Annotated in this window: 28 protein-coding genes; 19 read left to right on the forward strand and 9 right to left on the reverse strand. The window is 42.2% G+C overall.

All coding sequences use genetic code 11. From position 1 onward, the window contains the following. Window positions 1-12: 12 nt before the first annotated feature. Entirely contained in the window at window positions 13-921 is a 909-nt protein-coding gene (gene metA / locus ACFQ0V_RS04820) for a homoserine O-acetyltransferase MetA (protein WP_381010394.1), read from the forward strand. Between the two features lie 212 nt (window positions 922-1,133). Here metA and ACFQ0V_RS04825 read toward each other — a convergent pair whose 3' ends face one another. After that, window positions 1,134-2,342, reverse strand: coding sequence for an NAD(P)-dependent malic enzyme (locus ACFQ0V_RS04825; protein ID WP_381010397.1), 1,209 nt, complete (start codon window positions 2,340-2,342; stop codon window positions 1,134-1,136). A 404-nt stretch (window positions 2,343-2,746) separates the two neighbouring features. Between ACFQ0V_RS04825 and ACFQ0V_RS04830 the strand changes: the two genes are divergently transcribed. From ACFQ0V_RS04830 to ACFQ0V_RS04840, 3 genes are read left to right on the forward strand one after another with little or no spacing between them, the layout of a single operon-like run. Further along, window positions 2,747-3,343 carry a TetR family transcriptional regulator gene (locus tag ACFQ0V_RS04830; protein WP_381010399.1) on the forward strand — a complete coding sequence of 199 codons (597 nt, stop codon included), beginning with the start codon at window positions 2,747-2,749 and terminating at the stop codon, window positions 3,341-3,343. Beyond that, complete coding sequence (locus ACFQ0V_RS04835; RefSeq protein ID WP_381010400.1) at window positions 3,336-3,698, forward strand: DMT family transporter; 363 nt, start codon at window positions 3,336-3,338, stop codon at window positions 3,696-3,698. The genes ACFQ0V_RS04830 and ACFQ0V_RS04835 overlap by 8 nt, the downstream gene beginning before the upstream one ends. 46 nt (window positions 3,699-3,744) lie before the next feature. Then, the gene (locus tag ACFQ0V_RS04840) at window positions 3,745-4,074 is read left to right on the forward strand and encodes a DMT family transporter (protein WP_194563553.1); all 330 of its coding nucleotides are present in this window, start codon (window positions 3,745-3,747) and stop codon (window positions 4,072-4,074) included. Window positions 4,075-4,127: 53 nt separating this feature from the next. Here ACFQ0V_RS04840 and ACFQ0V_RS04845 read toward each other — a convergent pair whose 3' ends face one another. Then, on the reverse strand, window positions 4,128-4,808 hold the full coding sequence (locus tag ACFQ0V_RS04845) for an HAD family hydrolase (protein ID WP_381010402.1): 681 nt from the start codon (window positions 4,806-4,808) through the stop codon (window positions 4,128-4,130). 235 nt (window positions 4,809-5,043) lie between these two features. Here ACFQ0V_RS04845 and gdhA point away from each other — a divergent pair, with 235 nt between their 5' ends. Continuing rightward, entirely contained in the window at window positions 5,044-6,426 is a 1,383-nt protein-coding gene (gdhA, locus tag ACFQ0V_RS04850) for an NADP-specific glutamate dehydrogenase (protein WP_381010405.1), read from the forward strand. 64 nt (window positions 6,427-6,490) lie between these two features. Here the strand turns inward: gdhA and ACFQ0V_RS04855 are convergent, their stop codons facing one another. Further along, window positions 6,491-7,285, reverse strand: a complete 795-nt coding sequence (locus tag ACFQ0V_RS04855; protein ID WP_381010408.1) for a histidinol-phosphatase HisJ family protein — start codon at window positions 7,283-7,285, stop codon at window positions 6,491-6,493. 98 nt (window positions 7,286-7,383) lie between these two features. On the opposite strand from ACFQ0V_RS04855, the gene ACFQ0V_RS04860 reads away from it, so the two are divergent. The 10 genes from ACFQ0V_RS04860 (at window position 7,384) to rlmN (ending at window position 15,654) form a co-directional block, all read left to right on the forward strand. Continuing rightward, a complete protein-coding gene (locus ACFQ0V_RS04860; RefSeq protein ID WP_381010411.1) occupies window positions 7,384-8,583 on the forward strand; it encodes an ATP phosphoribosyltransferase regulatory subunit in 1,200 nt (399 codons plus the stop codon). A gap of 1 nt (window position 8,584) precedes the next feature. Beyond that, entirely contained in the window at window positions 8,585-9,235 is a 651-nt protein-coding gene (gene hisG / locus ACFQ0V_RS04865) for an ATP phosphoribosyltransferase (RefSeq protein ID WP_381010413.1), read from the forward strand. Then, window positions 9,216-10,499 carry a histidinol dehydrogenase gene (hisD, locus tag ACFQ0V_RS04870; RefSeq protein WP_381010416.1) on the forward strand — a complete coding sequence of 428 codons (1,284 nt, stop codon included), beginning with the start codon at window positions 9,216-9,218 and terminating at the stop codon, window positions 10,497-10,499. The genes hisG and hisD overlap by 20 nt, the downstream gene beginning before the upstream one ends. Then, a complete protein-coding gene (gene hisB, locus ACFQ0V_RS04875; protein ID WP_381010419.1) occupies window positions 10,496-11,083 on the forward strand; it encodes an imidazoleglycerol-phosphate dehydratase HisB in 588 nt (195 codons plus the stop codon). The genes hisD and hisB overlap by 4 nt, the downstream gene beginning before the upstream one ends. Before the next feature lie 14 nt (window positions 11,084-11,097). Continuing rightward, window positions 11,098-11,814, forward strand: a complete 717-nt coding sequence (hisA, locus tag ACFQ0V_RS04880) for a 1-(5-phosphoribosyl)-5-[(5-phosphoribosylamino)methylideneamino]imidazole-4-carboxamide isomerase (protein ID WP_381010422.1) — start codon at window positions 11,098-11,100, stop codon at window positions 11,812-11,814. Then, window positions 11,811-12,566, forward strand: a complete 756-nt coding sequence (gene hisF, locus ACFQ0V_RS04885; protein WP_381010425.1) for an imidazole glycerol phosphate synthase subunit HisF — start codon at window positions 11,811-11,813, stop codon at window positions 12,564-12,566. The genes hisA and hisF overlap by 4 nt, the downstream gene beginning before the upstream one ends. Further along, window positions 12,559-13,167, forward strand: a complete 609-nt coding sequence (gene hisIE, locus ACFQ0V_RS04890; protein WP_194563541.1) for a bifunctional phosphoribosyl-AMP cyclohydrolase/phosphoribosyl-ATP diphosphatase HisIE — start codon at window positions 12,559-12,561, stop codon at window positions 13,165-13,167. The genes hisF and hisIE overlap by 8 nt, the downstream gene beginning before the upstream one ends. 14 nt (window positions 13,168-13,181) lie before the next feature. After that, a complete protein-coding gene (gene hisC / locus ACFQ0V_RS04895) occupies window positions 13,182-14,246 on the forward strand; it encodes a histidinol-phosphate transaminase (RefSeq protein ID WP_381010427.1) in 1,065 nt (354 codons plus the stop codon). A gap of 137 nt (window positions 14,247-14,383) precedes the next feature. Beyond that, a complete protein-coding gene (locus tag ACFQ0V_RS04900) occupies window positions 14,384-14,581 on the forward strand; it encodes a hypothetical protein (RefSeq protein WP_381010429.1) in 198 nt (65 codons plus the stop codon). Beyond that, window positions 14,578-15,654: a 23S rRNA (adenine(2503)-C(2))-methyltransferase RlmN gene (rlmN, locus tag ACFQ0V_RS04905; RefSeq protein WP_381011844.1), complete on the forward strand. Its 1,077-nt coding sequence runs from the start codon at window positions 14,578-14,580 to the stop codon at window positions 15,652-15,654. The genes ACFQ0V_RS04900 and rlmN overlap by 4 nt, the downstream gene beginning before the upstream one ends. Window positions 15,655-16,011: 357 nt before the next feature. Here the strand turns inward: rlmN and ACFQ0V_RS04910 are convergent, their stop codons facing one another. Genes ACFQ0V_RS04910 through ACFQ0V_RS04925 form a run of 4 tightly spaced genes read right to left on the reverse strand, consistent with a single transcriptional unit; the run spans window position 16,012 to window position 17,836 of the window. Then, window positions 16,012-16,383: a hypothetical protein gene (locus ACFQ0V_RS04910; protein ID WP_194561217.1), complete on the reverse strand. Its 372-nt coding sequence runs from the start codon at window positions 16,381-16,383 to the stop codon at window positions 16,012-16,014. 17 nt (window positions 16,384-16,400) lie between these two features. Then, window positions 16,401-16,682, reverse strand: a complete 282-nt coding sequence (locus ACFQ0V_RS04915; protein ID WP_381010431.1) for a hypothetical protein — start codon at window positions 16,680-16,682, stop codon at window positions 16,401-16,403. Between the two features lie 12 nt (window positions 16,683-16,694). Beyond that, entirely contained in the window at window positions 16,695-17,132 is a 438-nt protein-coding gene (locus tag ACFQ0V_RS04920; RefSeq protein ID WP_381010433.1) for a DUF2269 family protein, read from the reverse strand. Next, window positions 17,132-17,836 (reverse strand): FixH family protein, encoded by a 705-nt coding sequence (locus tag ACFQ0V_RS04925; RefSeq protein ID WP_381010436.1) that lies wholly within the window; start codon window positions 17,834-17,836, stop codon window positions 17,132-17,134. Before ACFQ0V_RS04925 ends, ACFQ0V_RS04920 begins: the two co-directional genes overlap by 1 nt. Before the next feature lie 146 nt (window positions 17,837-17,982). On the opposite strand from ACFQ0V_RS04925, the gene ACFQ0V_RS04930 reads away from it, so the two are divergent. From ACFQ0V_RS04930 to ACFQ0V_RS04940, 3 genes are read left to right on the forward strand one after another with little or no spacing between them, the layout of a single operon-like run. After that, a complete protein-coding gene (locus tag ACFQ0V_RS04930; protein WP_235960987.1) occupies window positions 17,983-18,657 on the forward strand; it encodes a response regulator transcription factor in 675 nt (224 codons plus the stop codon). Window positions 18,658-18,659: 2 nt separating this feature from the next. Continuing rightward, on the forward strand, window positions 18,660-20,057 hold the full coding sequence (locus tag ACFQ0V_RS04935) for a sensor histidine kinase (protein WP_381010440.1): 1,398 nt from the start codon (window positions 18,660-18,662) through the stop codon (window positions 20,055-20,057). Beyond that, window positions 20,054-20,614, forward strand: a complete 561-nt coding sequence (locus ACFQ0V_RS04940; RefSeq protein ID WP_381010443.1) for an SCO family protein — start codon at window positions 20,054-20,056, stop codon at window positions 20,612-20,614. Before ACFQ0V_RS04935 ends, ACFQ0V_RS04940 begins: the two co-directional genes overlap by 4 nt. Before the next feature lie 40 nt (window positions 20,615-20,654). On the opposite strand, the gene ACFQ0V_RS04945 is transcribed toward ACFQ0V_RS04940, so the two are convergent. Both ACFQ0V_RS04945 and pepF read right to left on the reverse strand, forming a co-directional pair. Beyond that, complete coding sequence (locus ACFQ0V_RS04945; RefSeq protein ID WP_381010446.1) at window positions 20,655-21,818, reverse strand: pyridoxal phosphate-dependent aminotransferase; 1,164 nt, start codon at window positions 21,816-21,818, stop codon at window positions 20,655-20,657. 90 nt (window positions 21,819-21,908) lie between these two features. Further along, entirely contained in the window at window positions 21,909-23,720 is a 1,812-nt protein-coding gene (pepF, locus tag ACFQ0V_RS04950; RefSeq protein WP_381010448.1) for an oligoendopeptidase F, read from the reverse strand. A gap of 142 nt (window positions 23,721-23,862) precedes the next feature. Between pepF and ACFQ0V_RS04955 the strand changes: the two genes are divergently transcribed. Further along, window positions 23,863-24,174 (forward strand): DUF4870 domain-containing protein, encoded by a 312-nt coding sequence (locus tag ACFQ0V_RS04955; protein WP_194561225.1) that lies wholly within the window; start codon window positions 23,863-23,865, stop codon window positions 24,172-24,174. Window positions 24,175-24,197 lie beyond the last annotated feature (23 nt).

Genomic DNA, 24,197 nt, shown 5'->3' on the forward strand with positions numbered 1-24,197 from the left:
GAGGAGAAAATTATGCCAATTACAATACCGAAAGCATTGCCTGCTCGTGAGAAGTTATTACAGGAGAAAATTTTCGTGATGGATGAAGAACGAGCATTCACCCAAGATATTCGCCCGTTAAATATTTTACTACTCAATTTAATGCCAGAAAAAGAAAAGACAGAACTTCAATTATTGCGCTTATTAGGGAATACGCCACTACAAGTGAATGTGACATTTTTAACGACCGCGACGTATGAATCGAAAAATGTCAGCAAAACGCATTTAGATACGTTTTACAATGTGTTTGATGAAATTAAAGACCGTAAATTTGACGGGATGATCATTACGGGAGCTCCGATTGAATTGATGGAATTTGAAGATGTTCAATATTGGGAAGAATTGACGGAAATTTATGAATGGTCAAAAACAAATGTGACGAGTTTGTTTAACATTTGCTGGGGAGCACAAGCGGCACTGTACCATTTTTACGATATCGATAAACACGAATTACCCGGGAAATGTACAGGTGTGTTTGATCATACGTTAATCGATCCGACGGAAGATATCGTGCGCGGATTTAACGACGTCTTTAAAGCACCTCATTCACGCTATACAGACGTAAAGGAAGACGATATTCTTAATCATCCTGAATTGAAATTGTTAGCGACGAGTGAAGAAGCAGGGGCGTTTTTAATCGCATCGAAAGATAAACGTCATTTAATGATGACAGGGCATTTAGAGTATGATGCGACGACATTGAAAGACGAGTATGAGCGTGATTTAGCGAAAGGTCCAGATGCACCGATGCCGAAACATTACTTCCCGAATGATGACCCGACGCAAGTGCCGCTCAATACGTGGCGCTCGCATACGCATTTAATTTTTTCGAATTGGTTGAACTACTACGTTTATCAAGAAACACCGTATCAGTGGGAATAAGAAAAGAGCAGTCTATGCGAGGGATGTTGGAGCGAAAATTCGTTCTAACATCCTTTTCTCTTCGTACTATAAAAGAGTATTGACAAGAAATAAGGCACTTTCCATTCGAAAACGAATAGAAAGTGCCTTATTGTTGTTTGAAAGAGTATTGAGTTATGAAAACGAAAGCTTTGCAACGCTCTCATATAGGATGTACAGTTTTCAAATGATGTTTATTTCGTTGCGTACATGACGCGGCATTGTTGAAGTTTGCTCACTCCTGTTTCAATCGCAGCGTTGCGGACTGCTTCTGCAACAGCTTGAACGACACGTGCATCGAATGGATCTGGAATGATATATTCTTCCGTTAAATCATCTTCATGAATGAGAGAAGAAATCGCATAAACTGCTGCACGTTTCATCGCATCGTTAATTTCTGTTGCACGTACGTCGAGTGCCCCGCGGAAAATTCCAGGGAAAGCGAGTACGTTATTCACTTGGTTCGGGTGATCCGAGCGACCTGTCGCGATGACACGCACGCCGTATTCTTTCGCAAGATCAGGTGAAATTTCTGGATTCGGATTTGCGAGACCGAAAATAATCGGATCTTCGTTCATTGAATCAATTAACGGTTTCGTTAATAAGTTTGCGACCGATACTCCGATGAAAATATCAGAACCTTTCATCGCGTCTTGAAGTGTTCCTTGTAACAATTTGCGGTTCGTTTGACGCGCGATTTTATGTTTAATCGGGTTCATCGAATGTTCGCGACCCTCGTAAATAATTCCTTGTGAATCACAGACGATAATGTTGTGGAAGTTTAAGTCGAGCAATAAACGGACGATCGCAACACCTGCTGCACCAGCTCCGTTGACGACAATTTTCACATCTTCCTCTTTTTTATCGACGAGTTTTAAAGCATTTAATAAGCCAGCTGCGACGACGATTGCCGTCCCGTGTTGATCGTCGTGGAAAATCGGAATGTTACATTCTTCTTTTAAACGATCTTCAATTTCGAAGCAACGCGGAGCTGAAATATCTTCTAAGTTAATTGCGCCAAATGTTGGTTCCATCGCTTTCACAGTTGCGACAATTTCATCCACACTTTTTGTATTTAAAGCAATTGGAAATGCATCGATATGAGCGAACTGCTTTAATAGTAAAGCTTTCCCCTCCATGACAGGCATAGATGCTTCTGGACCGATATCGCCGAGCCCGAGCACTGCTGTTCCATCTGTTACGACCCCTACTAAGTTCCCTTTGATCGTGTAGTCATATACCGATTGTGGATTTTCAAAAATCGCCATACTCGGCTCAGCGACCCCTGGTGAATACGCCAAACTTAAATCGTGACGATTGGAAAGAGATACTTTCGATACTGTTTCCATCTTTCCGTGAAAACGTCCGTGCATTTCTAAAGAGTTTTTGAATTGTTGTCCCATTGGAATCCCCCATTCCATTACTCCTTTAAACGAAAAATGTTTAAAGGGATCGACGGAATTTTTTCATGTTTCGTGTTCATGACGCCGTCTGATAAACAATATATTACGTCTTTACACATATAGCAACTATAAAATATGTGTACTATTTCACGTAGTTTCGATTTGTCAAGTGTAAAGTGCATGGTTGACATGAAAATAAAATTTGTCACAAATTAAAAATATTTTTAAAAGGCGTTAAATTTTATGAAAAAACGGATGAAAGCTTGACATTGTGCGATTCTTCACAAGGTAAAAAAGTTAAAAATATTTTTAAATTAATAAGAAAAATGTTCACATATTGAAAAATGAATAAGATTCATTTATAATGAATCTTATTCATTCAAGAGCGTGAGAGGGTGAATTAAATGGATAAAAAAGAACGAATTGTCCGTGCTGCATTGGACTCTTTTTTAGAGCGTGGCATTCAAAAAACGACGATCGCTCACATCGTGCAAGGGGCGGAAATCGCACAAGGGACGTTTTATTTATATTTCCCGTCTAAAATGGCGTTAATGCCTGCGATTGCGGAAGTGATGGCGGATAAATTGTTAACGACGATGAAGCAGTCTGTCGATGAAGATTTACCGATGTCGGAGCAACTCGTACAAATTATCGATGCGATTTTTGAAGTGAACGAAACGTACCATGAAGTGCAAGCTTTAATTTACGCTGGCCTCGCTTCGACGGAACATTTGAAAAAATGGGAATCCGTCTATGAGCCGATTTATGCGTATTTGCGCAATTGGTTATGGAAGGCGAAAGTGTTGAAATCTGTTCGTTCGACAATCGTCGAAGAAGACGTATCGAAGCTTATGATCGGATTGATTGAATCAGCGGCTGAGCAAGTGTATTTGTACGACGAACATAAGGAAGAAGGCGCGAGACGTCAAAAACGAGCGGTTTATGAATTGTTGCAGCATGCGCTCGAATTGCAAGAGGAGAAGGAAGGATACAATGGATAGTCAAACGAAAAGAAAAGCGTGGACATATGTCGCGCTAACGAGCTTTTTTGAACTCGTCTGGATTTATGGATTTAACGTCGCAAGTGATTGGTGGCACTGGATTTTTATCGTCACTTTTATTTTTATCGATTTTCACTTTTTAACGAAAGCGTGCGAATTGTTACCGACTGGTACAGTGTATGCGGTATTCGCAGCGGTTGGGACAGTCGGAGTCGCCTTGATGGATATTATCTTTTTCCATGAGCCGTTAAGCGTGGCGAAAGTCGTCTTTATGATCGTCATCGTTATTGGTGTCATCGGATTAAATGTTGCCGATTCAATCGATGAAAAGAAAGCATTGCGAGGGGTAAAATAAAATGAATGGTGGAACATTAGATTTCGTATTGAATTGGTTTCCGAGCATGTCTGGTGAAACGCTCGGTTGGATTTTAGTCATTTTAGCTGCTGGCTTTGAATTTTTAGGGGTCATCGGCTTGAAAAAATATAGTGAAGTGAAAAATGTATTTAACGGTTTTATTTATTTGCTCGGCTTCGGTGGAGCATTCGCATTTTTATATTTCGCATTCGACTACTTACAAGTGAGTATCGCTTATGCCGTATGGATTGGAATCGGGACAGCGGGCGCAGTCGTCATCAATATGATTTTCTTCGGAGAATCGAAAAGTATGGGACGCATTGCGAGTGTCATTTTAATCGTCATCGGCGTCGTCGGTTTAAAATTCGTATCTTAAAAAAGAAAAAGCATGTTTAAAGAAGACTTAAGTCTAACTTTAAACATGTTTTTTTATGCGTCGATATAAATCCATCCGCGTTCTAAAGCGTGTTTTTTCAAGCGAGGCTCCGCATTGACGACTGCTGGATTGCCGACGAGTTCGAGCATCGGTAAATCGGAATAGCGGTCGCTGAAGGCGAAGCTATTTTCCCAATCGACGTCGACTCCTTGTAAAATGTCGTGGATTGCGTCTACTTTTAAGTCGGATTGCACGTGTGTGATCGTCGCATTTCCATCAACTTTTCCGTCTACGAATGGAATGTCAGAACCTAAAATAGCATCGAATGCATAATCGCCCGTCACCTCTTCTAAAAATGGGATGAATGCGCCTGAAACGAGAATCGAACGAATGCCATTTTTCGCATTCTCTTCAACGAGATTTGCGAGTTGTTTATTAACACCTTCTTCAATCGTCGGCTTTAATTTTCGGAAAAAGGAGCGGACGTCTTCTTCTGATACACCGTCTAATGCGCTCGAATAATTTTGCATCGCGATACGTCGAGCTTTTTCCGGTTGCATTAATTTGATTTTATATTGCATGTAAGGAAGAAATGTCGGGTTAAAAAAGCGTTTGTAGCGATCTTTCAATTGTTCGTCATGCTTCAAATGATTTTGAAGTAAAGAAAATGTTTCGTATTTGTAAAATGTTTGGTCAAAATCGAAAAGTGCGACTCGTACTTGTTTTGTTGACATGAACAGAACCCCTTTCATCAATGTATGTTCTTCGTTCAGTATACCTGAATTGTTTTACAGAAGTGTGAAAAAGCGAACGTTTTGACAAGAAATCATGTTAAAATTCACTAAATTTTTAAATAAATATTGGTACAGAGCTTTCTTCAATGATAATATAAAGAATAGAATGACAACTTCTTTTTAAAGGTCAGAATATTCGCTTTAAAAGAAGATAAAAAGAAAGGGATGAAGCGCAATGACAAATTTAACGCCGAGAGAACTGGAACAACGCAAGCGCGCGAACGATTACGTCCACGAAGTGTATGAACTCGTTAAACAACGCAATAGCAATGAGACAGAGTTTTTACAAGCGACGAGAGAGATCTTTGATTCGCTACGTCCGGTATTCGCTCAACATCCTGAGTATATAAGAGACGGGATCCTTGAACGTATTACTGAGCCAGACCGTACGATTTCGTTTCGTGTAGCTTGGGAAGATGATCAAGGTAAAGTCCATGTCAACCGTGGTTTCCGTGTGCAATTTAACAGCGATTTAGGACCGTACAAAGGGGGATTACGTTTCCACCCATCGGTTAATAATAGTATTATGAAATTTTTAGCGTTCGAACAAATTTTTAAAAACGCACTCACTGGACAGCCGATCGGTGCTGGTAAAGGGGGGGCTGATTTCGATCCGAAAGGAAAATCAGACCGTGAAATTATGCGTTTTACACAAAGTTTTATGACGGAACTACATAAATATATCGGACCTGATGAAGACGTACCAGCGGGGGATATCGGAGTAGGACGACGTGAGATTGGCTACATGTTCGGTCATTATAACCGTTTGAACGGTGGCTATGAAGCGGGGGTCCTTACAGGGAAGCACCCTGATTCAGGCGGTAGTTTAGGGCGTACAGAAGCGACAGGATACGGATTAGTGTATTTCGTCGATGAGATGTTACGTGAAAATGAATTATCGTTCCAAGATAGCCGTGTCATCGTATCAGGATCGGGGAACGTTTCGACATATGCGATGGAAAAAGCGATGGAGCTCGGTGCGACAGTGATCGCATGTAGTGATTCAGGCGGTTACATTTACGACGAGACAGGAATTGACTTGGATGTTGTGAAACAAATTAAAGAAGTTGATAAAAAACGAATTCACGAATATTTAAAGTATTATCCAGAGGCAACGTATGTGGAGGACTGCTCGAAAATTTGGGAGCTTCCATGCGATATCGCACTTCCATGTGCAACTCAAAACGAACTGGATGAAGAAAGCGCAAAAGCCCTTGTCGCAAACGGTGTCAAAGCGGTCGGAGAAGGAGCGAATATGCCTTCTTCTATCGAAGCGATTCAATATTTCCAAAAGAAGGGCGTGTTATTCGCACCAGCGAAAGCAGCGAACGCCGGTGGAGTAGCTGTCTCTGCGATGGAGATGTCGCAAAATAGTATGCGTCTTTCATGGACGACAGAAGAGGTTGACGAACGACTTCATAACGTTATGAAAAACATTTATGATAGCTGTACGAATGCAGCTAAACAGTACGGTGAACCAGGCAACTTAGTAATGGGCGCGAATGTCGCTGGATTTTTAAAAGTAGCGAACGCGATGTTGACGCACGGTATTCACTAAACGAACCATTACATGTAAGACAAAACCTTCTCGATGTTGCGCGAGAAGGTTTTGTTATATCGTCTTATAAACTTGTAATTTTATGCATCAAGGGCTTGCGATTTTCAAAAGTTGTCACATATTTAAATCCAATCGACTGTAATAAATCGAGTGACTCACGAAATTCATGCGCAATTTCAGAAGGACGGTGTGCATCGCTACCGAGCGTAATTATTTCCCCGCCACGATCTTTGTACAATTGAAGGACATCGGGGCTCGCCAAGTTGTGCGATAATCCGTAACGTGTTCCTGACGTGTTGAGTTCAATTCCTTTTCCTTCAGGAATAATTAAATCAAAAATTGCGGCGAGTTCGTCGTGGAATAAGTTCGGTGTCGTTTCTTTCGCATAGCGCTTAATGAGATCGACGTGGCCGAGCACATTGTAATCTTTGAAATGTTGTAAGCAATGGTAAAACTCATCATAGTAAACAGCGAACGCTTCATCTAACGTACGACCTTCAAAGATTTCGCCGTAATGGAGTGATTTATTTTCGACCGTATGCATGGAACAAATGACAAAATCGAAAGACGTGTTCGCCATCAATGCATCATAACGTTCGAATAAATGAGGTTGAATCCCGAGTTCGACCCCTTTTTTAATCGTAATATCGTTTTGAAATTGTTTTTTGTAACGCTCGATCGTTTCTGTATACGCATCATAATCTAAGTCGAAAACAATCGTGTCGTCCGGGTAATCGTAGTCGATATGTTCGGTGAAACAAATTTCTGTTAAGCCTTTTGCAATCGCTGTTTCAATCATTTCTTGCATGTCGGCACGACTGTCTGCAGAGAAAGAAGTGTGCATATGATAATCAAACATTTAATTTCCTCCAATTCTATTGACAACTGTTTCTGTAAGCTTTATAGTACTATATAACTTTAGTCTAGTAAAGCAATAAAGTAAAAGGGGCGAGTGAATTGTTTAACTTACCAAATGAAAAGAAGTACGGGCGTATCGTACAAACGATTGCGAACCGTTTTGAAACGTACGGTTATGAAAAATTGAAAGTCGATGCGTTTGAACGATACGAACTGTATGCGAATGTGAAAACAGAAATGAATTTAAAAGAAACGATTAAAGTGACAGACTATGATGGAGAATTGCTCGTCGTGCGACCGGACGTCACATTGCCGATTGCTTACAAATATGCGAAACAATTGGAGCTTGCGATTTCCCCATCTTACGAGCGTTACTATTATGTAGAAGAAGTGTTTCGCCAATCGTTTGAAGCGAGTGAATCGATTGAAAAAATGCAGATGGGTGTCGAATGTTTCAATCCATCCAGCCCTTTAATCGATGCTGAAACGATCGCTTTAGCCTCGCATGCACTCGACGATTTAAACGTGACACAACATCAGTTCGAAATCGGTTTTGCGACATTTTTAAAAGATTTATTAGCACCGTTTGCTTTACAAGAAGAGCAAGTCGAAAAAATTGAATCGTACGTGCGAGCGAAAAATATGGCGGAACTTGCGACATATATTCAAACATTGAACCTCGACGAAGAGACGGCGAACATTATCGCCAACATTCCAACGTACTACGGAAACTTTGAAACGATCGCGCAACGATTACAGCCGTACGTCTCGAACGAAGCGGTGAAAGCGACACTCGATTATTTAAAGGACGTCAATGATTACTTACAATTGTTCGGGGTAGAACAACATGTCGTTTTTGATTTCGGGTTAATTAATCGTATGGATTACTACTCACATCTCATTTTCCAAGCTTATGTCGACGGTGTCGGAAAGCCAGTTTTAATGGGGGGACGCTACGACCAATTAGGAGAGCGTTTCGGCGCATCATTCCCAGCAGTCGGATTCGCATTTGATTTGGATCGTTTAATGGAAGCAGTATCCGCAGTGAAAGAAGATTCGACAGCGATTGAAATTACGATCATTACAGAACAAGCATATTTAAAAGAAGCGGTACAACTTGCGAATGAATTACGCAATCGTAATTTTGAAGCGGTGATCGGAAAAAATGCCATTCTTGAAACGATACATACTGTGACATTAGGAGAAGAGATTACACTTCAATTTAATGGAACGACAGAACGATTTGAACAAATCGATGATTGTATCGCTTACTTTATCGATAAGCAAGGAGCGATGTAACGTGAAAGAAATTACTTTAGCGCTCGCGAAAGGCCGCGTAGCGAAACAAACATTAGCGATATTGGAAGAAATGTCGGTTAAATTTTCAGAGTTTACGGAAGATACGCGCAAGCTCGTCATTTGGGACGATTCGAAAAAAGTGCGTCTCATTTTAGTGAAAGCAGTCGATGTCCCAACTTACGTTGAAACAGGAGCTGCAGATATCGGAATCGTCGGTAAAGACGTCATTATGGAAGATGCGAAAGATGTTTATGAACTGTTAGATCTCGAAATTAGTCGTTGTAAAATTGCGGTAGCTGGATTTCCAGAAGAAGAGATGGAAAAGCGTCCGAAAATTATCGTCGCATCGAAATACCCGAATATCGCGAAGCAATATTTTGAGTCAAAAGGACGTCAAACGGATATTATTAAATTGAATGGTTCGATTGAATTAGCTCCGTTAATCGGCATGTCGCACGTCATCGTTGATATCGTTGAAACAGGAAATACATTGCGTGAAAACGGACTCGTCGTCTTAGAAGAAATCGCTGAAAGTAGCGCACGTGTCATCGCGAACAAAGCAGGGTATGCAACGAAGACGGAAGAAGTTCAAAAGATGATTAAGCAATTGCGAGAAGGGATGGCGAAAATGAATGAAGATCGTAACAGCTGAAGCGTTTAAAGAAGAACGCCGGCGCGCATTAGAAACGAGTGCTTTAACGTCGTCGGTTGATGATACAGTATTAAACATTATTCAAACCGTTCGAAAAGAAGGAGATGCAGCATTGTTCCGCTATACCGAGCAGTTTGACGGTGCGAAGCTAGATATTTTGGAGCTTTCAGAAAAAGAGTGGGAGCGCGCTATGTTCCAAGTCGATCCGAATGTTTTAGGTGCTTTGACGACAGCGAAAGAACAAATTGAACAGTACCATCGCCTCCAAAAAGAAAAATCGTGGTTTGAACAAGTGCGACCAGGTGTGACACTTGGCCAAAAAGTGACACCGATTGAACGGGTCGGCATTTACGTACCAGGTGGTAAAGCGGTATATCCTTCTACCGTATTAATGAACGTGTTGCCAGCAAAAATTGCAGGTGTGAAAGAAATTTACATCGTGACACCGCCAGACCGTGAAGGGAACATTTCACCTTCTATTATTGCAGCGGCGAAGTTGGCAGGAGCGGATACGATCTTTAAAGTAGGAGGAGCACAAGCGATTGCGGCGCTCGCTTACGGAACTGAAACGATTCCGAAAGTCGACAAAATTACAGGGCCGGGCAATCAATACGTAGCGCGTGCGAAAAAATGGGTGTTCGGTGATGTCGCGATCGATATGATTGCAGGACCGAGTGAAATTTGTGTTTTCGCAGATGACACGACGAATGTCTCTTTTGCAGCAGCGGATTTATTGTCACAAGCGGAGCACGATGAAATGGCGAATGCGATTTGCGTGACGACGAGTGATTCATTTGCGGAAGAATTGCAAAAAGAAGTAGCGGAACAAGTGAAGCAATTAGAACGTTACGAAATTGCGAATGTTTCGATTGAGCAATTCGGTCGTATCATTATCGCTAACAATATAGAAGAAGCGCATGACATTATTAATTTCATCGCACCTGAACATTTAGAGTTGATGAATGAAGATGCGGTTAGTTCGATGCAACAGATTCAACATGCAGGTGCGATTTTCCTCGGACCGTATGGACCAGAAGCGCTCGGTGATTACGTTGCGGGACCGAATCATACGTTACCGACGAGCGGAACGGCACGATTCGCTTCACCACTAGGTGTGTACGACTTTATGAAAAAGTCGAGCATCATTCACTATACAGAAGAAGCTTTCATGCGTGAAGCAGATGCGGTCGCAATGATCGCCAATGCGGAGCAATTGACAGGTCATGCGAAATCAGTCTTAATTCGAAAGGAGTTTTTTCAATGAGATCAGCTTCACGTAGCCGTACGACAGAGGAGACGAGCATTAATTTACGCTTCGCGATCGACGGGACAGGTAAAACGAATATTCAAACAGGTGTCGGCTTTATCGATCACATGTTAACACTTTTTGCGAAACATGGCCGTTTCGATTTGGACGTATTATGTGATGGCGATTTGGAAGTGGACCAGCACCATACGGTAGAAGATATCGGGATCGCACTCGGGCAATGCTTTTACGAAGCGATTGGCAATAAAGTCGGCATTACACGATACGGCACATTTACGATGCCGATGGATGAAACGTTAGCGAATGTCACATTAGATATTAGCGGCCGACCGTACCTCGTCTTTAATGTAGAAGGAATGAAAGATAAAGTTGGGGAATTTGATACGGAATTAGTGGAAGAGTTTTTCGTAGCGTTTACGAGCCATTCACGTGTCACACTCCACATTAACTTACATTACGGAAAAAACACACACCACATTATTGAAGCGATTTTTAAAGCATTCGGACGAGCGCTCGCAGCAGGAAGTGCAATTGATCCGTTGCAAGACGGCGTACCGTCGACGAAAGGTCTTTTAGAATAGGGAGGAAGAACAAGATGATTTTATTTCCAGCAATTGATATTCGAGGCGGTAAATGTGTCCGTCTCACACAAGGGGACTATGACCAGGAGACAGTTTACCATGACTCACCGACAGCGATGGCACAACAGTGGGAGCGTGAAGGTGGCGAATTTATCCACGTCGTCGATTTAGACGGAGCGAAAAGTGGAGATACACCGAATATGAACGCAATTCGCGATCTCGTACAAGGAGTGAATGTTCCGGTACAAGTTGGCGGTGGTGTGCGCACGATGGACAAAGTGACGCAGCATATCGAAAATGGAGTATCCCGTGTCATTATCGGAACAGCGGCGATTGAAGACCCTGAGTTTTTAAAAGAAGCGGTCGCAAAATATGGTGATAAAATTGCTGTATCGATCGATGCTCGTGGCGGATATGTCGCAACGGACGGATGGACGGAAACGAGCACGACGAAAGCGACAGATCTCATTCAAGAACTAGAAGCGATCGGTGTGAAGACGGTCGTGTATACAGATATTTTGAAAGATGGCATGATGCAAGGGCCGAATATGGAAGAATTGAAAGAAATCGATGATATGACATCGATCGACATTATCGCTTCAGGTGGTGTATCAACGGAACAAAATATTCGCGATTTGCGCGAGATGGGTTTATACGGAGCGATTATAGGAAAAGCGTTATATGAAGGAGCACTCTCATTACAAAAACTAATTGAGGAGCAAAACGCATGAAAAAAATTATCCCATGTTTAGATATCGATAATCGTAAAGTCGTCAAAGGCCGCAAGTTTATGGACGTTCAAGAAGTAGCAGACCCACTTACACAAGCGAAAAAATACGTCGCGGAAGGTGCAGATGAACTCGTCTTTTACGATATTTCCGCTTCAACGACAGGACGCGGACTATTTTACGATTTAATTGAAGAAATCGCGAAAGAAGTTCCCGTACCATTCGTCGTCGGCGGTGGAATTCGCACAGTAGAAGATGTGAAAAAATTAATCGCACTCGGTGCTGATAAAGTGTCGATCAATAGTATAACGATTCAAAACCCAAACATCGTACGCGATATTGCAGACGCGATCGGCAGCGAAAAAGTAGTCGTTTCTGTTGATATCGACCGTGATGAAGACGGTGTATGGCGCGTATTTGCAAAAGGTGGACGTGAAAATACAGGCATCGATGCGCTCGAATGGGTAGAAAAGATGGAATCACTCGGAGCAGGCGAACTCGTCATTAACAGCATCGCTGAAGACGGTGTGAAAGACGGTTACGATATTCCGCTCATGCGCGCCATTAAAGAGCGTGTATCAATCCCGACGGTCGCAAGTGGTGGCGCAGGGAAGATAGAACATTTTATCGAAGCGGCAACAGATGGTCAAGCGGACGGTTTACTCGCCGCATCCGTATTCCACTTTGATGAAGTGAAAATTCAAGATATTAAAAAGGCCTTAAAAGAAGCAGGGCTTACAGTGAAGGATGAATAAAATGGACATTAAATATGACGCAAATGGACTCGTTCCAGCCATCGTACAAGATGAACGTACGGGAACAGTTTTGATGCTTGCTTATATGAACGAAGAAGCGTTACAAAAGACGATTGAAACGAAAGAAACATGGTTTTATAGCCGTTCCCGTCAAGAACTTTGGAATAAAGGCGCAACATCTGGCAATACGCAAAGTGTGAAATCACTCTCAGTAGATTGTGACGGAGATACGATTTTAGTGACGGTCGAACCAGCGGGACCTGCTTGTCATACAGGAGAGACTTCTTGTTTCTTCAAACCCGTCATCGAATTTGAATCGGTACGCACCGTCATTTATGAAGTGGCGGATGAAGTGAAGCATCGCAAAGCGAACCCGAAAGAAGGGTCATATACGACGTACTTATTTACTGAAGGACTCGACAAAATTTTGAAAAAAGTAGGCGAAGAGTCGACAGAAGTAGTCATCGGCGCAAAAAATCGTGACTTTGAAGAAGTGACGAATGAAATTGCCGACCTCGTTTACCATACGCTCGTATTAATTGCGGAACTCGACATCGACGTCGATGATATTAAACGCGTCTTACGCGAACGTAGACCGTAAAAGGAGAGAGTGAGATGAGTAAATTTTGGACGCCAGTCGTCAAACGGACGAATCCGTACGTACCTGGTGAACAATTAAATGATCCAGATGTTATAAAATTAAATACGAACGAAAATCCATATAAGCCGAGTCCACGTGTCATTAAAGCGATTACGAACACAGCGACAGGCGATATGCAAAAATATCCGTCACCGACTGCCGATGAATTGCGTGAAGCCATCGCAGAAGTAAACGGTGTGAAAAAGGAAAATGTTTTCGTCGGAAATGGTTCAGATGAAGTGCTTGCCTTTGCTTTTTATGCTTTTTTTGAAGAAGGAAAAACATTGAAATTCCCAGCGATTTCATACAGTTTTTACCCGGTTTATTCAAAGTTGTTTAATATACCGTTTGATGCGATTCCGTTACAAGATGATTTTACATTGCGTGCGGAACATTATTTCGATGCGGAAGCGGGGGTTATCTTCCCGAATCCGAACGCGCCGACGAGCATTTACTGGCCACTTGAACAAGTGAAGCGCGTGCTCGAAGCGAACCCGGATGTCGTCGTCATCGTAGACGAAGCGTATATCGATTTTGCAGTAGGTGGGGAATCTGCGGTATCACTTATCGATCAATATCCAAATTTACTCGTCATTCAAACGACGAGTAAATCGAGAGCGCTCGCGGGACTTCGCGTCGGTCTTGCGATCGGTCAACCTGAACTGATCGAAGGACTCGTGCGTATAAAAGATTCATTCAACTCGTATACGATCGACCAACTCGCATTAGCAGGCGCAACAGAAGCGTTTCGCGATACGGACTATTTCGAAGAGAAACGACAAGCGGTCATCGCAACGCGCACAGAAACAGTAGCCGCTTTAGAAAAAAGAGGTTTCGATGTGTTGCCGTCTGGAGCGAACTTCGTCTTTGCGAAAAAAGACGGGATCGATGCAGAGCGATTGTACGAGCAATTAAAAGCGAAAAAAGTGCTCGTCCGTCATTTTAAAGATCCGCTCATTGCGAATTATTTACGCATTTCGATCGGAACGGATGAACAGATGGATGAATTTTTCAAACGTTTGGACGAAGCGCTCGTCTAACGAAACGTGTAGCCTATTCATATGGCTACACGTTTTATTTGTTGAGAAAACATGCGTAAATTCTCGTCCAATTGTTTCCACCGATTGGTGATTCATGTTACACTGTTGAACAGAATGTTAAAAGAAGGTGCAACGGTATGATGGAAATCGTAATGACCGTTTTACTTCTCGTTTCCGCTTATTTTGCGTATACGAGCGGCATGACGTGGATTGCCGTTTTATTCGTCGTTTTGTCTTTGACGTACGTCGCTTCATTCGTGCGCGGATGGAATAATGCGAAACGAGAAATGGAACAGCGCATTCAACAGCAAAGAGAAGAAAAGAGGAAGAAATAATGAAACAAGCCATTTACGGTTTGACACAACAGCAGTTAACAGATTGGTTACTTGAACGTGGGGAGAAAAAATTCCGTGCGAAACAATTATGGGATTGGCTCTATGTAAAACGTGTGAAATCATTCGAAGAAATGACAAACTTAAGTAAATCGATGCGTGCTCTATTGGAAGAGCATTTTTATATTACATCTCTTCAACAAGAAGTGAAACAAGTGTCGCAAGATGGCACGATTAAATTTTTATTCCGTTTGGACGATGGCAATTTAATTGAAACAGTTTTAATGAAATTCCCTTACGGCTATTCGGTATGTGTGACGACACAAGTCGGTTGTAATATCGGCTGTAGCTTCTGTGCGAGCGGACTATTGCGCAAAAGCCGCGACTTAACCGCAGGTGAAATCGTCGAGCAAATTATGAACGTTCAACATCATTTAGATGAAGTTGGAAAAGAAGAGCGCGTCAGCCATATCGTCGTCATGGGAATCGGAGAGCCGTTCGATAACTATACGAATTTAATGGACTTTTTACGCGTCGTGAACGACCAAGACGGCCTTTCGATTGGAGCGCGTCACATTACAGTATCGACGAGTGGACTTGCGCCAAAAATTCGCGAGTTTGCGGATGAAGATATTCAAATTAACTTAGCGGTTTCGCTTCATGCGCCGAATGACGAATTGCGCACGAGCATTATGAAAATTAATAAAGCGTTCCCGATTCGTGAAGTGATGGACGCGGTAGATTATTTCATCAGTAAGAAAAACCGTCGTATTACGTTTGAATACATTTTAATCGACGATGTCAACGATCATCCAGAAGAAGCGATACAACTCGCGAACTTATTGCAAAAGATGCGTCATTTAGCGTATGTGAACTTAATTCCGTACAATCCAGTAGATGAGCATAGCCAATATAAACGAAGCAAAACAGAAGCGATTGAAAAATTCCATAAAATGCTTCAAAATCGTGGAATTCAAAGCGGTGTCCGCTACGAAAATGGAGCGGATATCGACGCAGCTTGCGGTCAACTTCGAAGCAAACAAATTAAATTAAAATCAGCTTGTGACAGAGGATAACAAAAAATGCATACATCCGTATCGGATGCAGCTACTGAATAACCGACAATGACTAATTGTTGTTTTAAAATAAAAAGAAGCTAGTTGTTCAAAATCGAACAACTAGCTTCTTTTCCTTATGACCAAGTATATTCTGTTGATTGGAGCGAAAGGTGGCGACTCCTACGGGAATAGCACGAGCCGAAGACCCCGGGCGTTACAATTTTGACTACATGACCTAATCTATGTCCTGTAGGCCCGAGGCTGAGGCCGTGCCCGTGGAAAGCGTCCGCCTGTAGCGGAAATCAACAGTTTTTAGAAAAAACGAAGTGAAAAAGACTTTTTTGGTGGCTTCGTATCCGGGTGTATGCGTTTTTTTTACGTTCGTTTCATTAAAATTTGAATGAGTTGAACGATGACGGCAAGACCGCAACCGAGGGCGGAAATGCTGTACAAACCGAGCATACCTAAAGAGTCCGCATGTTCAGCGTTGGAAAATAAAAAGTTGCGGTACATTTCTAAAAATCCGATGAAGAGCCCAGCGGAAAAAATCCAAAAAGCGATCATCCATTTATAAAATAAAAGCAATGTCATAATGACGCCGACGGTAAAAGCGAATATCGAGAAGGCTAAATAGTTTTTCCAGCCGAGTTCGACTCCGAGTATCGTTCGCACGCCGAGTATGAGAAGGACGAGCGTCGTCAATCCGACGAAAAAGCCAATCTTCCCATATTTTTCATGCCATTTCATGTCGTAACTTCCTTTCTTCATTTGCGTTTCGTAATTTTTTTGAATGTTTGAATAAACGTATTTGGACTTTCGATGACGTGAAAGGAAAATACACCTTCATCCGTATGGACGTATAAAAATCCTGACCCGTCTGAGAACGGTTTGTAAGAAACATCGATAATGGACGTAAAGGAAAATGAACGTTCTGCGCTCTCAATAGAAGTTAAAGAAAGTTGGAGTTCATGAATATCTGTCGTATGGGCTGCGGACAATTTATCGATTGAACGAGCAACAGTTGAATATTGTATCGTCGTGCGCATCGTACCCCTCCTTTAAAATGACCATAATACAGGTTTTGTCACCATGAGCCAAAGCATTGTGAGCATAATTCCGATATAGATCCACGTGACACGTCGCACGTTCGACCAAAGCTGTTTGTTCGTCCAGCGCTCTCGTTCGAACGCTTTCCACTGTCTCGAGTAAGCGGTCGCTAAAAAGAACGAACAGAGCAACATGACGAGCACAGTGAGGACGACCCAAGACGTATGCCAAGGGTAAGGGCCAAATAAAATTAAAAGGACGCCTGTCGTGACGACGAGATGTCCGCCGTGCATGACGACCCAGACCGCTTTTTGAATCGGCACGATAATCGCATCGCTTTGATCGATTCGCTCACGTTCCGCATAGCGTAAAAGCGGGAAAATCATAAATAGTGGTCCAGTCGCTAAAATGGCTGAAACGATGTGCAAAAAGATAAATGTTTTATACATTAGCGCACATTGATCGTCTGCATCGCTCGGAATGTCGCATCTTCTACCGGGACGACGACTTCCAATTTAGCGAAACCAGCTTGTTGGAATGTATAGTTGGCACGATATTCACCGCGCTCTTCATTCGTCACTTCCAACTCAACAGGTTCTGCATCATCAAAATGTAAAATGAACGTCGCAGGTAATTCGTTTTTCGGGATTCCTTTTTCCGTAATGTGAACGATGAGCGTTTCTTCTTTTCCACTTTCAACATCATCGGTTTGGACGTAAGCAGCGTACGCTGTTTCTTCTACTTCTTCGTACTCTTTCCCTTCACCGACAATCACTTGTTTGACAGGCATATTGTGCATACCACGAGCAGTAACGTGAATTTGTACGTTCATGACGCTCTTTTCACCGAAAGTGTAGTCGAGCGTGTAAATTCCATCACCTTCTGGTACAGCTTCGATCATTTCACTTTCTAATTTATTCGTCTCTTCCCAAATTTCATAAATAACTTCGTCCGCATCATCGACAGTTTCATCACCTTGTGTGACGACAGTGCGTAATGTGATTGTTTCACCTGCTTCGACTCGCTCAGGTGTTTGCAAGTCGACTTCGATAATTTCAGGAATGAAGTCTTCTTCCACTACCTCTTTTGAATCATTTGAACAAGCGACTAAAACGATCGTAAGTAGCGCGAATAACCAACTTAATTTTCTCAAACAAATTCCTCCGATTTTAAATATTTTCATGATACGATAGTAACATGAACAAACGTTTCCTTCGTGAAGTCTGTTTCACACCAGCTTCACATTTTTTTGTGAAAATCGTAATATCGTAACAAAATTTGAAAGACGAGGTGTCTAATTTGAAACGTTACACAATTATGATTATAGACGATGAAGCGCAAATGAGAAAACTCATTCGCACTTTTTTAGAAAAAGAAGGGTATACCGTTGTAGAAGCGACGGATGGGGCACATGCATTATCGCTCGTTGAAAAATTTTCACCCCATTTGTTCATCGTCGATGTAATGATGCCTTACATGGATGGTTTCACGTTCGCAAGCGAAGTGAAAAACATCGCGGACATTCCGCTCATCTTCCTTTCGGCAAAAGGAGAAGAATGGGATAAAATTCAAGGGTTAAAATTAGGGGGAGACGACTATATCGTCAAGCCGTTTTTACCAGGCGAACTGTTAGCGCGTGTCGAGTCAGTATTGCGTCGTTCTTACAATGATAAGCCGACGACGGATACGTTAAAAGTAGGGCCGATCGTCATCGATAACGATGCGCACACGGTCACATTAAATGGAGAGCCTCTTTCCCTTACTTTGAAAGAGTTCGGTGTGCTTAACATTTTAGCGAAAAATAAAGGACGCGTCTATTCGCGTGAGCAATTGCTTCACCTCGTATGGGGAGAAGATCATCAAAGTAGCGAACGAACGGTGGATACGCATATTAAAACGCTCCGTTTAAAAATGGGGAGCGCTGGAAGTATGATTGAAACGGTTTGGGGAATTGGCTACAAGCTAGAAGGCTAATGATGAAAAAATTAAATTTAAGTCAAAAAATATTGCTCATGTTCGTCGTAAGCGTCGCATTTACGATTTTATTTTCCTTTTTCTTCATCCACTTTTTATACTCAGAACTTTATTTGAAAAGCATTGAAGAATCGCTCGTCTATCAAGGACAACGGACAGCTTCTCATTACCATTACGGCGATTTAAGTGACGATATTATCGAGAAAATCCAATGGTTCAACGTCATTTCAGAATATGAAGTTATTGCGGTAGACGATTTAGAACAGTTATCGACGTATTTTCCTTATCAAATTAACTACGAAAATTTAATCGACGATGAAGATCGCGAACAGTTAGAAAAAGGGACGTATGTCGTGAAAAATGGATATGTCGAAGAATTGGACCGTGAAATATTAGGAGCGATTTTCCCGATTAAAATGGAAGAAGGACTCGTCGGATTTATTTACATGTACATCCCATTAGCGACGATTCAAGTCGTCTTCCAGCAAAGTATTCCGCTACTCGCATTTGTCGGGACGCTGTTTTTCTTGCTTTTATTTTTAATCGTCAATCGCGTTTGGATATCGATGTTCGAGCCGCTCAGACAGCTTCAAGTGTTGTCGAAAGAAGTGTCGAAAGGGAATTATTCGAGCCGTTTGCAACTTGATCGTGAAGATGAAGTAGGTCAACTCGCGAACGCATTTAACGCGATGAGTTTGTCGTTAGAAGAACAAGAGAAACGAAAAAAAGAGTTCACGTCGAATATCGTGCATGAAGTGCGAACACCGCTTACGTACATTAGCGGATACGCACATGCATTGGAGAGCAATATTTATGAATCGCCTGAAGAAGCGAAACAATATTTAGTGACGATTCAAAAAGAGACCGAACGTTTAAATAAATTGATGACGGATTTAGTCGAGTTAAATCATCTTCAAGAAGATATGTATACGTTGGAGAAACAGCCGATTGCGCTCGCGCAATTGTTGTTAGATACGCTCGAACTATTTTCGATTCATATTGCGCAAAAAGGATTGACATTACAGACGAATATCGATGAAGATATCATTATGTCTGGAGATGCGCAACGTTTGCAACAAGTGTTTTACAATACGTTAGACAACGCCATTAAATATTCGGCGGAAGATGGCGTATTGAAAGTGTCATTACAAGAAGATGAGCATCATGTCACGTATCGTGTAACGAATGGCGGCGTGACGATCTCACAAGAAGATATACATCGAATTGGCGAACGCTTTTTCCGCACGGATAAGGCAAGGACACGGACGACGGGAGGCACTGGACTTGGATTATCAATCGTTAAAGAAATTGTACGTCTCCACAATGGAACGTTCGAAATTACGAGTTCTCCTAAAGTAGGAACGACGGTAACGATTGAGTTTGAGGAGGGAGAAGCGTGAACAAATTCGCGTGGGGAGTAGTCATTAGTTTATCGCTCATTCTCGTTGGCTGTGCGCCACCGGAAGATGGGCATCAAATTCAACCATTTACGTACGTCGATCAGCACGATCAACCGTTCGGAATGGAGCAATTAGAAGGGAAGATATGGGTGGCAGATTTCGTCTTTACGAACTGTACGACCGTCTGTCCCCCCATGTCTGCTGAGATGGTAAAATTGCAAAAACGAGCGAAAGAAGAAGGACTCGATATCGAGTTCGTTTCGTTCACGGTAGATCCGACGATCGACACGCCTGCTGTTTTGAAACAATATGTCGAGGCGTTCACGGATGATCCATCGAACTGGCATGCGATTACAGGATATACACAGGAAGAAATCGAACGGTTTGCGAGAGAAAGTTTCCGCACGATCGTTCAAAAACCCGACCATTCAGATCAAGTGATTCATAGTGTCAGTTTCTTTTTAGTGAACCGACAAGGAAAAATTATGGATGAGTACAACTATATGGATGAAACGTATGCGGACCGCATGTTTGAACGGATTCATCAATTACGCTAAAAAACGAAGTCCCTCCTCGCGAGGAGACTTCGTTTTTTGTTTAAAACAATTGAAGTTTAGCGATGCGTTGCACAGCTTCGACGAGTCGTTCTTCACTTTCAAGAAGTCCGACGCGCACAAATCCTTCACCATATGTTCCGAAGCCGTGCCCTGGTGCTACAGCGACATGTGCTTCTTTTAATAAAAGGTCTGCGAATGATTCGCTCGTATGAGGAGCGGGAACGGGTAACCAAGCGAAAAATGACGCTTCTGGCGCGTGAACATTCCAACCGATGTCTTGACAAGCTTGAACGAATGCATTGCGTCGCGATTCGTACATGGCGACGAGTTCGTCTACGGCAGATTGGTCTTCACCTAGCGCTTCGATAGCTGCATGTTGAATGGCAGGGAAAATATCGATAAATAAATGGTCTTGTAGCGTATGAATCGCTTCAATCATTTGTGCATTGCCGACCGCAAATCCGACACGCCATCCTGCCATATTAAATGTTTTCGACATCGAATATGTTTCGATCCCGACGTCTTTCGCTCCGTCCGCTTGTAAAAAGCTCACTGGTTTTTTACCGTCGAAGCCGATACCTCCGTAAGCGAAATCGTGGACGACCATAATGTCGCGAGCTTTCGAAAATTCGACAGTCTCTTCAAAGAACGAGAGCGGTGCGACAGCTGCTGTCGGATTGCTCGGGTAGTTTAAATACATCATTTTAGCCGCTTCTTTCACTCGTTCAGGAAGCGAAGCATAATCGGGTAAAAATTGATTTTTTTCAAGGAGTGGCATCGTTTCTAATGTCGCATTGACGAGATGGACCCCAGATAAGTAGTCAGGATAACCTGGGTCTGGTAATAAAATCGTTTCCCCTTCATTTAGTAGAGCGAACGGAATTTCAACGAGTCCTGTTTTCGTCCCGTATAAAACAGCTACTTCTGTTTCAGGATCGAGCGTGACGTCGTATTCTCTTTTGTAAAACTTAGCGACGGCTTCCTTTAATTCAGGGAGTGCTCGGAAAGGCGAGTATCCGTGATTTTCAGGAACGTCTACTGCCCGTTTTAACGCTTCGACGATATGGGGAGGAGTCGGTTGATCAGGATTGCCTCGTCCGAGTAAAATGACGTCATGTCCTGCTTCAATTTGTTCGGCCACTTTGCCGACGAGTGTGGAAAAGAAATGTTCTGGTAATTGTTGTAATCGTTTCGATTGTTTCATAAAAGTCACCTGCTTTTTTAGTTTGACCAAAGTATACAGACAATTGTTGAAAACGACAATGAGGAACGAAAAATTCGTTCCTCACATTCATTAAGCTTGTTCGATTTCGTCTGTTAATGTGATCAGTTCATCAATCAATGAACCGATAAATTGAATCGTTTCACGAAGTGGCGCATCTGTCGTAATGTCGACTTTTGCCATTTGTGCGAGTTGTGCAGGTGTTTTCGTTCCACCAGCACGCAAGACGTTTAACCAATCTTCTACAGCCGGTTCGCCTTCTTTTAAAATACGTTGTGAAACAGCTGTCGAAATCGTTAATCCTGCGCTATATGTGTACGGGTATAAGCCCATGTAGTAGTGAGGTTGACGCATCCACGTGAGCGCCGCATCGTCATCGATGACGACATCGTCTCCCCAAAACTGTTGTAATGTTTCTTTTTTCAATTTATTGAGCAAGCTCGCGTTCACATTGTGACCTGTATCAACGAGTTCATACACTTTACGTTGGTAATGCGCTTCTAATAAATGCGTCACGAAGTTATGATAGTACGTGCGCGATACGATAGATGAGATGACCCAACGTTTAAATTGCGGATCAGTTGAATTTTTCAATAAATGATTCGCCATTAACATTTCGTTCATCGTAGACGGTGCTTCGATAAAGTAGAGAGAAGGGCGAGCGTTGAAATAGCTTTGATGTTGATGAGCCGTGTAAAAATGTCCCGCATGTCCGAGTTCGTGTGCGAGGACGAAAACATCTTCCATACTACCTGTCCAAGAAATTAAAATGTAAGGGTGACTGCCGTACGGGCTTGAACAAAATGCTCCCGTCGACTTTCCGATATTTTGTACGAAATCGATCCAACGTTCATCGTAAGCGCGCTCTAACATAGTGTGATAGTCGTCTCCCATAATCGAAAGCGCATCGAAAATGTACTGTTTCGACTGTTCGATTGAAACGGTTGGCTCATAGTTCGGGTCGAGCGGTACTTTTAAGTCAGCGAATGTCATTTGTTCAATGCCGTGAACACGCTGCAATAATTTTGCATATTTTCGCATATGCGGTGCTAATTCTTCCATAATGACATCGATTTGACGATTGTACATCGAGCGGTCGACTTGTTGGTCGAATAGTAAGTAGTCGATGACCGAATCGAATTTACGTAACGATGCTTCTGTTTTTTCACGTTGAATGTGCATATCGTATGTTTTCGCTGTCGTATGTTGGTAGTCGCGTAATTTATTTGAAAAGGCGCGGAACGCTTCTCGACGTTTTTCTAAGTTCGGATGGGAATCCCATACCCCTTCGAAAGAGACGTAGCTTAAAGGGAAAGATTCATCATTCACTTGGAACGGCTCGAACGTCATATCGACGAGTTTCGTCGTATTGTATAAGCTGTACGGTGAACTAAATGTTGAACCGAATGCTTTTAATGTTTTTTCGACTTCGGGATGAAGTTGATGAGGAATAAAGGCAATCACTTCATTTAAATACGTAGCGAGTGTCGGCTCTTGTTCAATCGCTTGTTGTAAAACGCTTTCTTCTAATGCCGCAAGTTCACTTTCGACGAATGATAATTGACTCGCAAGACGAGAAGCGAGTTGGCTGAAGCTGCTGGCACGCATTTGAGCTTCCGTATTCGTTTCATCGACACTTGAAGCGAGGCTCGCATATGCTCCGATTGGCACGAATTGCATGAGCACTTGTTCATACGCTTGAACGATTGTAACGACAGAAGAAGCATCCTTCATTTTTCCGACGTATTCATCGTGAAATGTTTGGACCGATTTTGTTAAACGTTCAATCGCTTCTTCGTATTCTTTTTCCGAAGCGAATAAATCTTGTAAATTCCACGTTTCTTCCAGTTTAACTTGGTCACGTGAGGGTAATTGTTGAACCATAATCTATTTCCTCCTTATTATTTCGAAATTCGAACTACTTGTAGTATACGAAAAAGTTTGAAAAGAAGTAAAGGAAAAATGAAACCAATTGAGAATCTATTCGTATATAAGATACAAAGTAAAAGAGAAAAGGGTGATCAACATGACTTCTCAAGATAAAGGAACAAGAATCATTTTACATTTAAGTGCACTGTTCGTACCGTTTTTAGGACCGCTCATCATTTATTTCGTACAAGACGACGCTTTAACGAAAAAACTCGCCGTACAAGCGATGATTTTTAACGCGATTATGTGGATATGTATCGCCGTTTCAACATTTTTCTCTTGGTTCATTATCGGGATTCCATTTTTAATTTTCTTCGGAATTGTAGAAATTGCAGTACCGATTATTGGCGCGATTAAAACGATGAACGACGAAGTGTATCAATATCCAATCGTCAAACATTTCCTCTAATAAAAACGTCCGACTCTTTTTAA

Source organism: Savagea faecisuis, assembly GCF_042675605.1.
GTDB classification, from domain to species: domain Bacteria; phylum Bacillota; class Bacilli; order Bacillales_A; family Planococcaceae; genus Savagea; species Savagea faecisuis.

What these genes read in the sequence shown, in the direction of transcription:
- metA (WP_381010394.1), top strand. Translation starts at nt 13, where the DNA reads ATGCCAATTACAATACCGAAAGCATTGCCTGCTCGTGAGAAGTTATTA.
- ACFQ0V_RS04825 (WP_381010397.1), bottom strand. Translation starts at nt 2,342, where the DNA reads ATGGGACAACAATTCAAAAACTCTTTAGAAATGCACGGACGTTTTCAC.
- ACFQ0V_RS04830 (WP_381010399.1), top strand. Translation starts at nt 2,747, where the DNA reads ATGGATAAAAAAGAACGAATTGTCCGTGCTGCATTGGACTCTTTTTTA.
- ACFQ0V_RS04835 (WP_381010400.1), top strand. Translation starts at nt 3,336, where the DNA reads ATGGATAGTCAAACGAAAAGAAAAGCGTGGACATATGTCGCGCTAACG.
- ACFQ0V_RS04840 (WP_194563553.1), top strand. Translation starts at nt 3,745, where the DNA reads ATGTCTGGTGAAACGCTCGGTTGGATTTTAGTCATTTTAGCTGCTGGC.
- ACFQ0V_RS04845 (WP_381010402.1), bottom strand. Translation starts at nt 4,808, where the DNA reads ATGTCAACAAAACAAGTACGAGTCGCACTTTTCGATTTTGACCAAACA.
- gdhA (WP_381010405.1), top strand. Translation starts at nt 5,044, where the DNA reads ATGACAAATTTAACGCCGAGAGAACTGGAACAACGCAAGCGCGCGAAC.
- ACFQ0V_RS04855 (WP_381010408.1), bottom strand. Translation starts at nt 7,285, where the DNA reads ATGTTTGATTATCATATGCACACTTCTTTCTCTGCAGACAGTCGTGCC.
- hisD (WP_381010416.1), top strand. Translation starts at nt 9,216, where the DNA reads ATGAAGATCGTAACAGCTGAAGCGTTTAAAGAAGAACGCCGGCGCGCA.
- hisB (WP_381010419.1), top strand. Translation starts at nt 10,496, where the DNA reads ATGAGATCAGCTTCACGTAGCCGTACGACAGAGGAGACGAGCATTAAT.
- hisA (WP_381010422.1), top strand. Translation starts at nt 11,098, where the DNA reads ATGATTTTATTTCCAGCAATTGATATTCGAGGCGGTAAATGTGTCCGT.
- hisF (WP_381010425.1), top strand. Translation starts at nt 11,811, where the DNA reads ATGAAAAAAATTATCCCATGTTTAGATATCGATAATCGTAAAGTCGTC.
- hisIE (WP_194563541.1), top strand. Translation starts at nt 12,559, where the DNA reads ATGAATAAAATGGACATTAAATATGACGCAAATGGACTCGTTCCAGCC.
- hisC (WP_381010427.1), top strand. Translation starts at nt 13,182, where the DNA reads ATGAGTAAATTTTGGACGCCAGTCGTCAAACGGACGAATCCGTACGTA.
- ACFQ0V_RS04900 (WP_381010429.1), top strand. Translation starts at nt 14,384, where the DNA reads ATGATGGAAATCGTAATGACCGTTTTACTTCTCGTTTCCGCTTATTTT.
- ACFQ0V_RS04910 (WP_194561217.1), bottom strand. Translation starts at nt 16,383, where the DNA reads ATGAAATGGCATGAAAAATATGGGAAGATTGGCTTTTTCGTCGGATTG.
- ACFQ0V_RS04915 (WP_381010431.1), bottom strand. Translation starts at nt 16,682, where the DNA reads ATGCGCACGACGATACAATATTCAACTGTTGCTCGTTCAATCGATAAA.
- ACFQ0V_RS04920 (WP_381010433.1), bottom strand. Translation starts at nt 17,132, where the DNA reads ATGTATAAAACATTTATCTTTTTGCACATCGTTTCAGCCATTTTAGCG.
- ACFQ0V_RS04935 (WP_381010440.1), top strand. Translation starts at nt 18,660, where the DNA reads ATGAAAAAATTAAATTTAAGTCAAAAAATATTGCTCATGTTCGTCGTA.
- ACFQ0V_RS04945 (WP_381010446.1), bottom strand. Translation starts at nt 21,818, where the DNA reads ATGAAACAATCGAAACGATTACAACAATTACCAGAACATTTCTTTTCC.
- pepF (WP_381010448.1), bottom strand. Translation starts at nt 23,720, where the DNA reads ATGGTTCAACAATTACCCTCACGTGACCAAGTTAAACTGGAAGAAACG.
- ACFQ0V_RS04955 (WP_194561225.1), top strand. Translation starts at nt 23,863, where the DNA reads ATGACTTCTCAAGATAAAGGAACAAGAATCATTTTACATTTAAGTGCA.